The sequence below is a fragment of the Streptomyces sp. NBC_01520 genome (assembly GCF_045040375.1).
Classification (GTDB): Bacteria; Actinomycetota; Actinomycetes; order Streptomycetales; family Streptomycetaceae; genus Streptomyces.
In genome coordinates this window covers 3,112,992-3,124,431 of record NZ_CP109404.1, presented here as the reverse complement: position 1 = coordinate 3,124,431, position 11,440 = coordinate 3,112,992, and the positions used below count along the sequence as shown (strand labels likewise).

At 70.4% G+C, this 11,440-nt stretch carries 10 protein-coding genes and 1 other RNA gene; 9 read left to right on the top strand and 2 right to left on the bottom strand.

Annotated features, from left to right (window positions below; translation table 11 throughout):
• Positions 1–134: 134 nt before the first annotated feature.
• From OG524_RS14170 to OG524_RS14155, 4 genes are all read left to right on the top strand, one after another.
• The gene (locus tag OG524_RS14170; RefSeq protein WP_405390455.1) at positions 135–1,778 is read left to right on the top strand and encodes a serine/threonine-protein kinase; all 1,644 of its coding nucleotides are present in this window, start codon (positions 135–137) and stop codon (positions 1,776–1,778) included.
• A gap of 154 nt (positions 1,779–1,932) precedes the next feature.
• Complete coding sequence (locus OG524_RS14165; RefSeq protein WP_405390456.1) at positions 1,933–3,171, top strand: serine/threonine-protein kinase; 1,239 nt, start codon at positions 1,933–1,935, stop codon at positions 3,169–3,171.
• Positions 3,172–3,240: 69 nt separating this feature from the next.
• Complete coding sequence (gene prfB / locus OG524_RS14160) at positions 3,241–4,347, top strand: peptide chain release factor 2 (RefSeq protein ID WP_405390457.1); 1,107 nt, start codon at positions 3,241–3,243, stop codon at positions 4,345–4,347.
• A 349-nt stretch (positions 4,348–4,696) separates the two neighbouring features.
• Positions 4,697–5,605: a hypothetical protein gene (locus OG524_RS14155; RefSeq protein ID WP_405390458.1), complete on the top strand. Its 909-nt coding sequence runs from the start codon at positions 4,697–4,699 to the stop codon at positions 5,603–5,605.
• 129 nt (positions 5,606–5,734) lie between these two features.
• Here OG524_RS14155 and OG524_RS14150 read toward each other — a convergent pair whose 3' ends face one another.
• The gene (locus OG524_RS14150; protein ID WP_405390459.1) at positions 5,735–5,926 is read right to left on the bottom strand and encodes a hypothetical protein; all 192 of its coding nucleotides are present in this window, start codon (positions 5,924–5,926) and stop codon (positions 5,735–5,737) included.
• A 259-nt stretch (positions 5,927–6,185) separates the two neighbouring features.
• Between OG524_RS14150 and ftsE the strand changes: the two genes are divergently transcribed.
• The 5 genes from ftsE (at position 6,186) to ssrA (ending at position 10,117) form a co-directional block, all read left to right on the top strand.
• Positions 6,186–6,875 (top strand): cell division ATP-binding protein FtsE, encoded by a 690-nt coding sequence (ftsE, locus tag OG524_RS14145; protein ID WP_014046319.1) that lies wholly within the window; start codon positions 6,186–6,188, stop codon positions 6,873–6,875.
• Between the two features lie 63 nt (positions 6,876–6,938).
• Entirely contained in the window at positions 6,939–7,856 is a 918-nt protein-coding gene (ftsX, locus tag OG524_RS14140; protein WP_405390460.1) for a permease-like cell division protein FtsX, read from the top strand.
• A gap of 68 nt (positions 7,857–7,924) precedes the next feature.
• Positions 7,925–9,112: a S41 family peptidase gene (locus OG524_RS14135; RefSeq protein WP_405810484.1), complete on the top strand. Its 1,188-nt coding sequence runs from the start codon at positions 7,925–7,927 to the stop codon at positions 9,110–9,112.
• 18 nt (positions 9,113–9,130) lie between these two features.
• Complete coding sequence (gene smpB / locus OG524_RS14130) at positions 9,131–9,619, top strand: SsrA-binding protein SmpB (RefSeq protein WP_384498990.1); 489 nt, start codon at positions 9,131–9,133, stop codon at positions 9,617–9,619.
• 110 nt (positions 9,620–9,729) lie between these two features.
• Positions 9,730–10,117, top strand: a transfer-messenger RNA (tmRNA) gene (ssrA, locus tag OG524_RS14125).
• A 90-nt stretch (positions 10,118–10,207) separates the two neighbouring features.
• Here the strand turns inward: ssrA and OG524_RS14120 are convergent.
• Positions 10,208–11,413, bottom strand: a complete 1,206-nt coding sequence (locus tag OG524_RS14120) for an MFS transporter (RefSeq protein ID WP_405810482.1) — start codon at positions 11,411–11,413, stop codon at positions 10,208–10,210.
• Between the last annotated feature and the right edge of the window lie 27 nt (positions 11,414–11,440).

Sequence of the window (11,440 nt, the reverse complement as noted above, 5' to 3'; positions counted from 1 at the left end):
GGGCGGCGGCGCGCAGTGGCAACACGACCTGAGAACGACCGGCCGGTGCCCCGTACGGCGGCACTAGAGTGGGCCGGAACATCCGGGCGGGCCGGGGGGACCGCGTGCACAACGATCAGCAGGGAGCGCATGACGTGCGGCCCGTAGGCAGCAAGTACCTGCTCGAGGAGCCGCTCGGACGCGGCGCCACGGGCACCGTCTGGCGTGCCCGCCAGCGGGAGACCGCGGGCGCCGAGGCGGCCGTCGCCGGGCAGCCCGGCGAGACCGTCGCGATCAAGGTGCTCAAGGAGGAGCTCGCCAACGACGCGGATGTCGTGATGCGGTTCCTGCGCGAGCGCTCCGTGCTCCTGCGGCTCACCCACGCGAACATCGTGCGCACCCGGGACCTCGTCGTCGAGGGGGATCTCCTCGCCCTCGTGATGGACCTCGTCGACGGTCCCGACCTGCACCGCTACCTCCGAGAGAACGGCGCGCTCACTCCGGTCGCCGCCTCGTTGCTGACCGCCCAGATCGCGGACGCGCTCGCGGCCAGCCATGCCGACGGCGTCGTCCACCGCGACCTGAAGCCCGCCAACGTGCTGCTCGACGAGCGCAACGGCGAGATGCACCCGATGCTCACCGACTTCGGCATCGCGCGCCTCGCGGACTCCCCGGGGCTGACCCGGACCCATGAGTTCGTCGGCACGCCCGCCTACGTGGCGCCCGAGTCGGCCGAGGGCCGTCCGCAGACCTCCGCCGTGGACATCTACGGCGCGGGCATCCTGCTGTACGAGCTGGTCACGGGCCGCCCGCCGTTCGCCGGGGGCACCGCCCTGGAAGTCCTGCACCGGCACCTCAGCGAGGAGCCCCGGCGCCCCACCACCGTCCCCGAACCGCTGTGGACGGTCATAGAGCGCTGCCTGCGCAAGGACCCGGACCAGCGGCCCAGCGCCGTGAACCTGGCCCGTGCGCTGCGTACCGTCGGCGCGGGCATCGGGGTGCACGCGAACTCGGCGCAGATCGCCGCCGCCGAGGGCGTGGGCGCCCTGCTCGCACCGGACCCGGCGCCCGCCGCCGTACCGGAGACCCCCGGCGCGGCCGACCCGACCCAGGTGCTGCCGAGCAACGCCGGCTCCTACGACCCGTCGGCCGCGACCAGCGTGATGCGGCAGACCCCGGGCGGCCACGCGGACCCGACCTCGGTCATGCCGCCCGTGCCGCCCCGCCCCGACGGCCCGCCGCGCCCCGACGAGCCGCACCCCTGGCAGTCCCAGCTCCAGGCGGCCCGCGACCGCAACGAGCAGACGCAGGTCCAGTACCTCGACCCGAGCCAGGACCCGCTGCGCCGGCGCCCGCAGCGCCAGCAGCAGCCCCCGCAGCAGGACCGGCAGCCTCCGCAGCGGCAGCAGCGCCCGCAGCCCCAACAGCCGCAGCCCCAGCGCGCCCAGCAGTACCCGCAGCAGCAGCCCCAGCGCTACCAGCCGCAGCAACACCAGCCGCAACACCAGCCTCAGCGGCAGCAGTACGCGCCTCCGCAGCAGCCGGCACCCCAGCAGCCGGCCCCGCGCCAGCCCCGGCAGCGCAGCTCCAACCCGATGCACATCCCCGGCCTCGGCTGCCTCAAGGGATGTCTGTTCACGGTGCTGCTGCTGGTCGTCGCCAGCTGGCTGATCTGGGAGCTGACACCTCTCCAGGACTGGGTCGCCCAGGGCAAGGGCTACTGGGAGGCCATAGGGGACGGGATCTCCTCGGTCACGCAGTGGTTCGAGGACCTCGGCGGCAGCGGTCCGGCGACCTGACCGGGCAGTAAGCCGGCCACTCTGTGCCTTTGTCGACTTCTGCGGGCCAATTCGCCCGCAGAAGTGAAGGTTGGCGCCGTCCGGGGCACGCAACACCCCGATCGCCGCGTAACTTTGTCGCCGGGGGTCAACGCCAGCCGCTGAGGGAGCAGTCTTGGCACGGAATATCGGCAGCCGGTACACCGCCCACCAGATCCTGGGGCGCGGCAGCGCCGGCACGGTGTGGCTCGGCGAGGGGCCCGAGGGTCCCGTCGCCATCAAGCTGCTCCGCGAGGACCTCGCGTCCGACCAGGAGCTCGTGGGCCGCTTCGTGCAGGAGCGCACCGCCCTGCTCGGGCTCGACCATCCGCATGTCGTCGCCGTCCGCGACCTCGTGGTGGACGGCACCGACCTGGCGCTCGTCATGGACCTCGTGCGGGGCACCGACCTGCGCACCCGGCTCGACCGGGAACGCCGCCTGGCGCCCGAGGCCGCCGCGGCGATCATCGCCGACGTCGCCGACGGCCTCGCCGCCGCGCACCGTGCCGGTGTGGTCCACCGCGACGTCAAGCCGGAGAACATCCTGCTCGACATGGAGGGCCCCCTGGGGCCCGGCGGCTCGCACCCGGCCCTGCTCACGGACTTCGGCGTCGCCAAGCTGATCGACACCCCGCGCCGCACCAAGGCCACCAAGATCATCGGTACCCCGGACTACCTGGCCCCCGAGATAGTCGAGGGCCTCCCGCCGCGCGCCGCCGTGGACATCTACGCCCTCGCGACGGTGCTGTACGAGCTCCTCGCGGGTTTCACGCCCTTCGGCGGCGGCCACCCCGGTGCGGTGCTGCGCCGCCACGTCACCGAGACGGTCGTCCCCCTCCCGGGCATTCCCGAGGAGCTCTGGCAGCTCCTGGTCCAGTGCCTGGCCAAGGCGCCGGCCTCCCGGCTCCGCGCCTCGGAGCTGGCCACCCGCCTGCGCGAGCTGCTGCCGCTCCTGTCCGGGATACCCCCGCTCGACGTCGACGAGCCGGATACCGAGGCCGATCCGCAGGCGTACGACGAGCAGCAGTACACCCCGGCCCCCGAGGAGCCCCGCCGGCGCGGCGCGGTCCCGCTGGTCCCCTCTTCCTCCCCGGACTCCAACCGGGACACCCATACGAGCATGCGCGTCCCGGCCCCCGACGAGCTGGCCGGTGGCCCCCTGGGCACCGCACGTGCCCCACGGGCTCCCGGACGTCCGCGACCCGGCTCCGCCCGCAACAAGTCCGCGGCCGTCCGCAAGCGCCGGATCACGCTCGGTGCGGCGGCGGTCGTCCTCTGCGCGGCCATAGGTGTGGGCGGCTGGCTCGCGACGAGCGGCGACGATGCGGGCGCCACCCCCCAGGACACGAAGAATTCGGCGCCGTCGGCGCCCTGAGGACCGCCCGGACGCCGCCCGGATCCGGGGGAGGGGCAGGTTCACCCGTCCAGCCGTTACGCTGGACCCGTGGCAGTCGTCGATATTTCCGAAGAGCTGAAGTCCCTCTCCTCGACCATGGGGTCGATCGAGGCCGTCCTGGACCTGGATGCGCTGAGGGCCGATGTCGCCGCGCTCGAGGAGCAGGCGGCGGCGCCGTCCCTCTGGGACGACCCGGAGGCGGCCCAGAAGATCACCAGCAAGCTTTCGCACCTCCAGGCCGAGGTCCGCAAGGCCGAGGCCCTGCGCGGCCGTATCGACGACCTCTCCATCCTCTTCGAGCTCGCCGAGGACGAGGGTGACGCCGACGCGCTGGCCGAGGCCGAGTCCGAGCTGGAGTCGGTCCGCAAGGCGCTGGACGAGATGGAGGTCCGCACGCTCCTCTCCGGCGAGTACGACGCGCGCGAGGCCCTGGTCACCATCCGCGCCGAGGCCGGTGGCGTCGACGCCGCGGACTTCGCCGAGAAGCTCCAGCGCATGTACCTCCGCTGGGCCGAGCGGCACAACTACAAGACCGAGGTCTACGAGACGGCGTACGCCGAAGAGGCCGGCATCAAGTCGACCACCTTCGCCGTCGAGGTCCCGTACGCCTACGGCACTCTCTCCGTCGAGCAGGGCACCCACCGGCTCGTCCGGATCTCGCCCTTCGACAACCAGGGCCGCCGCCAGACGTCCTTCGCGGGTGTCGAGGTGCTGCCCGTGGTCGAGCAGACGGACCACGTCGAGATCGACGAGTCCGAGCTCCGCGTCGACGTGTACCGCTCCTCGGGCCCCGGCGGCCAGGGCGTCAACACCACGGACTCCGCGGTGCGCCTGACCCACCTGCCCACCGGCATCGTCGTCTCCTGCCAGAACGAGCGCTCGCAGATCCAGAACAAGGCGTCCGCGATGAACGTCCTCCAGGCGAAGCTCCTTGAGCGCCGCCGCCAGGAGGAGCAGGCGAAGATGAACGCGCTCAAGGGCGACGGCGGCAACTCCTGGGGCAACCAGATGCGTTCGTACGTCCTGCACCCGTACCAGATGGTCAAGGACCTCCGTACGGACTTCGAGATGGGCAACCCGGAGGCGGTGTTCAACGGCGAGATCGACGGTTTCGTCGAGGCCGGTATCCGCTGGCGCAAGCAGAGCGAGAAGTAGCCGTCCCCGTACGGCAGTCGGGCCCGGGCAGGGAATTCTGCCCGGGCCCTTCTCTTGTCCCGCCGCGCACAGGGCAGTTGGGGCGACCGTGTGGTGAATGCGTCACAGTCGTGGTTCCGAATAGCCGTCAAGAACACCCATAGCGACGCGTATGCCCCGCAACGGCCTTGACGTAATCCTTAACTCTGGACAGGGTGCTGGAGCAGCATGTGTATGTCTGGGACAGGTGTGATCGGGGGCGGGCGGGATGACCACGGTACGGCGTGGCCCTGCAGAGAGTGACCCCGCAGGGCCGTGGACCGCATATGGCTGCTCCTTTGACGAGATCAGCTACTGGGGGTAGCAACAGATGACGAAGAAGACGCGAATCCGCGTCGCGCGGATAGCCGCTGGTGCGGTTATCGCCGCGGGTGCCTCGCTCACCGTCGCGGGCGCCGCGCAGGCCGCCGGCCTCGGTATCGGCATCGGTGTGGACGCCGACGAGACCGGGCTCAGCGCCCAGGTGAAGACCGGCGGGGAGGCCGATGGCGGCCTCCTCGGCGGAGTCGACGCGGGCGCAGACGGCGGTTCCGCCGATGGTGGCGCTGACGGCGGTGCCGATGGTGGCGCTGACGGCGGTGCCGATGGTGGCGCAGACGGCGGTGCTGACGGCGGTGCCGATGGTGGTGCAGACGGCGGTTCCGCCGATGGTGGCGCTGATGGCGGTGCCGATGGTGGTGCTGACGGCGGTGCTGACGGCGGTGCCGATGGTGGTGCCGATGGTGGTGCTGACGGTGGCGTGGACGGCGGTGCCGATGGTGGCGTCGACGGCGGTGCCGACGGTGGCGTGGACGGCGGTGCCGATGGTGGCGCTGACGGCGGTACGGACGGTGGCACGGACGGCGGGACCACCGGCAACGGCGGGACCACCGGCAACGGTGGGTCGACCGGCAACGGTGGGTCGACCGGCAACGGTGGGTCGACCGGCAATGGTGGGTCGACCGGTGGTGACACCGGGTCGACCGGTTCCGCGACCGGTGACACCGATGGTGCCGGTACCTGCACCGTCGACCTCGACGGTGCCGCGTGCGCCGACAACACCGACACCGACAGCGTCGGCAACCAGCCGGTCGAGCAGGGCCAGGGCAAGGACGAGCTCGCCGAGACCGGTGCGGCCGAGACCACGTTCCTGCTGGTCGGCGCCGCGACGATGATCGCCGGTGGCATCGGCTTCCGCATGCTGCCGCGTCTGGTCGGCGGCGGTCGTACGGTCGCCTAAAGGCCGTACGCGCACGGAGAAGGGCCCGGGAGGCCGTCACGGCCTCCCGGGCCCTTCCGCGTACCGGAACCGCTCCAGCGGCCCGTACACGCACGTCTCAGCCGCATCGGGCGGCGCGCACCGGCCCGGTCAGACGGCCTGGTGCGCCAGCAACGCCAGAGCGGCCACCAGGATCACCATCAGAGCTATCAGCATCGCCGGATTCAGCCCCGCGAACGGTCCCTGGTCCTGCATCCGCTCCCGGCTCGCCCGGCACACCCGGCAGCGTCCCTCACTCACGGGCGCCGCGCAGTTCGCGCACACCAGTCGGTCATAGGTCATGCGCTTTCCTCCTCCCGCGCGGCGGAGCCGCATCACACACTCTCTCCGCACAACGCTCAGGGAAACGTGACCGTTCCCCCTACCACTGTGCCAGCTCGGGCGGATTTCGGCGCGGCCCGCCGTACAAGGTCCGGCACGCCCCGTTTCGTTCCCTGTCGCGTTCCGTCACAAATCCCTCATCGAAGGACGCCGACTGCACGCGTCAGCCCGGTTCGCGTATGGTCACGCACACCTACTCCCGGCCGACCGTGGTGCATCCGTGATCCGATTCGACAACGTCTCCAAGACCTACCCGAAGCAGAGCCGTCCAGCTCTCCGGGACGTCTCACTCGACATCGAGAAGGGCGAGTTCGTCTTCCTGGTGGGCTCCTCCGGCTCCGGCAAGTCCACCTTCATGCGGCTCATCCTCCGTGAGGAGCGCGCCAGTCAGGGCATGGTCCATGTGCTCGGCAAGGACCTTGCGCGGCTGTCCAACTGGAAGGTGCCGCAGATGCGCCGCCAGCTGGGCACGGTCTTCCAGGACTTCCGCCTGCTGCCCAACAAGACCGTCGCCGAGAACGTGGCCTTCGCGCAGGAGGTCATCGGCAAGCCGCGCGGTGAGATCCGCAAGGCCGTTCCGCAGGTGCTCGACCTCGTCGGTCTCGGGGGCAAGGAGGACCGCATGCCCGGCGAGCTCTCCGGCGGTGAGCAGCAACGCGTCGCGATCGCCCGCGCGTTCGTCAACCGCCCCATGCTGCTGATCGCGGACGAGCCGACCGGCAACCTCGACCCGCAGACCTCCGTGGGCATCATGAAGCTGCTGGACCGGATCAACCGGACCGGCACCACCGTGATCATGGCGACCCACGACCAGAACATCGTCGACCAGATGCGCAAGCGCGTCATCGAGCTCGAGCAGGGCCGTCTCGTACGTGACCAGGCGCGCGGCGTCTACGGCTACCAGCACTGAGAGGGGCCGGCGGTTGCCGGCCCTTTGGGCACCTGCACGAGCATCGAGTACTGAAAGGACGCCATGCGCGCCCAGTTCGTCCTGTCGGAGATCGGCGTCGGTCTTCGTCGCAACCTCACGATGACCTTCGCGGTCGTGGTCTCCGTCGCCCTCTCGCTCGCCCTGTTCGGCGGTGCGCTGTTGATGCGCGAGCAGGTCAGCTCGATGAAGACCTACTGGTACGACAAGGTCAACGTCTCGATCTTCCTCTGCAACAAGAACGACGCCAAGGACGTGCCCAAGTGCGCCAAGGGTGCCGTCACCGAGCAGCAGAAGAAGGAGATCGAGGGCGATCTCAAGAAGATGGACGCCGTCGACACCGTCGCCTTCGAGACGGTCGACGAGGCGTACAAGCACTACCAGGAGCAGTTCGGCGACTCGCCGATGGCCGGCAACATCACGCCGGACCAGATGCAGGAGTCGTTCCGCGTCAAACTCCACGACCCACAGAAGTACAAGGTCGTCGCGACGGCCTTCGCGGGCCGTGACGGGGTGCAGTCCGTCCAGGACCAGCGGAGCATCCTGGACAACCTCTTCGAGCTGATGAACGGCATGAACGTGGCCGCGATCTTCCTGATGGCGCTGATGCTGGTCATCGCGCTGATGCTCATCGTGAACACCGTCCGCGTCTCGGCGTTCAGCCGGAGACGGGAGACGGGCATCATGCGGCTGGTGGGCGCGTCCGGCTTCTACATCCAGATGCCGTTCATCATGGAGGCCGCCTTCGCCGGTCTGATCGGCGGACTGCTCGCCTGCGTGATTCTGCTGGCCGGCCGGTACTTCCTGATCGACGGCGGTCTCGAGCTCCAGGAGAAGCTGAATCTGATCGACTTCATCGGCTGGGAAGCGGTGATCACCAAGCTTCCGCTGGTCCTCGCGATCGGGTTGCTGATGCCCGCAGTTGCCGCTCTGTTCGCGTTGCGCAAGTACCTGAAGGTGTGACGAGCGCCCCGTGCGGCATGCGGCCAACGAGCCGTGTGCCGTCGGGGCGTTGTCCTAGACTCGTCGCCATGCCGGGCCTCACGCACCTTCGGGGGCCCCGCGGTGTCTACCGCGGGGCGGCCCTGACATTGGTTTTCGCGAGCGTGCTGGCCACCGCCGCGGCCACCGGTTCCCTGCCCCGCGAGGACGACACGAGCGCGGCGATAAAGACCCGTTCCGTCTCCGCCACCGTCGGCTCCGTGGACGGTGAGGAGATCGCGGACGCCGCGGCGGACGCGGAGGCCGACGGGAAGTCCGGCACGGCCGCCGCCGAGGAGGTCGTCAGCCGCAGCGGGGACCGCTGGGGCGCGGTCTACGACGAGCGGGAGTACAAGGACTTCGAGCAGGCCCTCGACGGCTCGTACACCGGGGTGGGCATCTCCGCGCGCCGCTCCGCCCGCGGAGTGATCACCGTGACCGGTGTCCAGACCGGCGGCCCCGCGGACCTGGCGGGTGTGCGTGAGGGCGACCGGCTGCGCTCGGTCGACGGCCGCCCGGTCGGCGAGCGCCCCGTGGCCGAGGTGGTCGCGCTGCTGCGCGGCGACCGTACGGGAGCGGCCGAGGGCACCCCGGTCGTCCTCGGGCTCCGGCGCGGCGACCGGGCATGGACCGTGACCCTGCGGCGGGCCCGGCTCAGCACCGAGGCGGTCACCGTACGACGGCTGGGCGACGATCCCTCCGCCGCCGTACTGATCAAGGTCGCCGCCTTCACCAAGGGCACGGGCACCGCCGTCCGTGACGCCGTGGACGCCGCTCCCCGGGACGCCGGGATCCTCCTGGACCTCCGGGCCAACGCGGGCGGCCTCGTCACCGAGGCCGTCACCGCCTCCTCCGCCTTCCTGGACGGCGGCCTGGTCGCCACCTACGACGTGCACGGCGACCAGCGGGCCCTCTACGCCGATCCCGGCGGCGACACCGGCCGGCCCGTGGTCGTCCTGGTGGACGGCGGGACGATGAGCGCCGCCGAGCTGCTGACCGGTGCGCTGCAGGACCGGGGGCGGGCCGTCACCGTCGGATCGCGCACCTTCGGCAAGGGCTCCGTGCAGATGCCCAGCAAGCTCCCCGGCGGCTCGGTGGCCGAGCTGACCGTCGGGCACTACCGCACTCCGGCGGGCCGCAGCGTCGAGGGGCAGGGCATCACACCGGACGTCAGGGCGGGTCCGGAGGCGCAGCAGCGGGCCGAGACAGTATTGATTGGCCTCGGGGGTGGGTCGTAGTGCGAAAATGACCGCACTATGGCCAAGGAAAAAGACACAGGGCGCAAGATGATCGCGCAGAACAAGAAGGCGCGGCACGACTACCTCATCATCGACACCTACGAGTGCGGCCTCGTGCTCATGGGTACCGAGGTCAAGTCGCTGCGGATGGGCCGGGCCTCCCTGGTGGACGGTTTCGTCCAGATCGACGGCAACGAGGCGTGGCTGCACAACATCCATGTCCCGGAGTACGTGCAGGGAACCTGGACCAACCACGCCGCCAAGCGGAAGCGCAAGCTGCTGCTGCACCGGGCCGAGATCGACAAGCTCGCGTCGAAGACGCAGGAGACGGGCCACACCATCGTGCCCCTCGCGCTGTACTTCAAGGACGGCCGGGTCAAGGTCGAGATCGCGCTCGCCAAGGGCAAGAAGGAGTACGACAAGCGCCAGACGCTGCGGGAGAAGCAGGACACGCGGGAGACGAACCGCGCGATCTCCGCGGCCCGCCGGCGCCAGCGGAGCGCGTAGTACGGGGTCCCGCCCCGGAGCTGCCGTAATAGGGTGGCCCCGGCGCGCGTCGGTCACGTACGATGGGCCGTGCACCTCACAGAAGGTGCGCGCATTTGAAAAAACAACATGGGGATGATCGGTTTCGACAGCGGATGTCGAGGCAGGGGAAGCGAGTCGAGGAAGCGACAATGATCTCGTTAACCATATGTCGCAAACAATAATCGCCAATTCCAAGCGCGATTCCTCCGCCTTCGCCCTCGCTGCCTAATTAGCAGCTAAGCGAAGACTCTGCGGAGTGTCAGCCCGGGGGTGATCCCGACCCGGATCCTGGCATCACTAAGGGATCTAAACTTCTAAGCCCGGTCACGGGGCTTGGAAGGAAATCAAACAGTGACTGGGCCTGTCGGAGGCTTGTTCGCGTGACCTCCGGGGCCGAGAAAAGCGTAGCGAACTGCACTCGGAGAAGCCCTGGTTCCGCACCGTTGGACGCGGGTTCGATTCCCGCCATCTCCACAATTCCCATGTGAACGAGGACCCCGTTGCCCCTGGCAGCGGGGTCCTCGTTTTTTCTGTTTTCTGTTTTCTGTTTCCGGACGCGATCCGGGTTCAGCCCCTGCGTGTACCCACCGTCGCCACGACCAGGGCCAGAGCCGCCGCGCACATCGGTGCCGCATAGCCGGTCACCGTTCCGGAGGTTTCCACCAGCCGGCCGCCGGCCGCCGAACCTGCGGCTATTCCGCCCAGCAGCGCGGTGACCGCGAGCGTCATGCCCTCGTTGAGCTGCGCCTGAGGGGTGAGGCGCTGCACCAGTGTCATGCCGGTGACCATGGTGGGCGCGGTGGCCGCACCCGCCAGCAGCAGGCAGCCCGCCAGGACGAGCAGGGAATCGGTCGTGGCCGCGGCGATCAGCGGGAGGGACATCAGTGCGGTCATCCCCGACAGGCAGAACAGCAGCCTGCGCCGGACGTCCGAGGACGGGCGCAGCGAGCCGTAGAGCAGTCCGGCCACGCAGGATCCGCCCGCCTGGAGGGCGAGGACCGCACCCCCGGCGTGGGCGATCGAGACGACCTCCATGGCGCCGAACACCGCGCCCGTCGCGAGGAACGCGGCGAGCAGGGCGGGCATGCCGGGGGTCCGCAGCGGGGAGGCCGCGCGGGTGCGGGGGGACACCGGGGGCTCGGTCGCCCGTTGCGCGGCGAAGACCAGGACGCCGGTCATCAGGAAGATCGCGCCGGTGAGGGTGCCGGCCTCGGGGAACAGAGTGCCGCACAGGGTGGCGGCGATCACGGGGCCGAGCATGAAGCAGAGCTCGTCGACGGCCTGCTCGAAGGAGTTCGCGGTGTGCAGGGCCGCCGGATCGCCGCGGTGCAGATGCGCCCAGCGGGCCCGGGACATCCCGCCGGTGTTCGGGGTGGTGGCCGTGGCGGCGTGAGCGGCGAAGAGCGTCCAGACCGGCGCCTCGTAGTGCACGCAGAGCAGCAGGGCGAGCGAGCCGAGCACGGCGATCGCGGTGGCGGGCACGGCGATCCGGGCCTGGCCGTACCGGTCGACGAGCCGGGCCGTCCAGGGGGCGACGACGGCGGTCGCGGCCAGGCCGGTCGCGGTGACGGCACCGGCGAGGGCGTACGAACCGTGCGCTCCGGCGATCATGATGACGGCGCTGACGCTGAACATCCCCATGGGCAGCCGGGCGAGAAGATTGCCCGCGGTGAAGGCGCGCGCGCCGGGAGTGGCGAGCAGCCTGCGGTACGGGTTGCCCGCGGACGGTCCCGCGGTGGTGGTGGCGGGGACGAGGGCGGCTTCATGAGGCACGCGTCCAGCCTCGGGGGGAGGGATCCG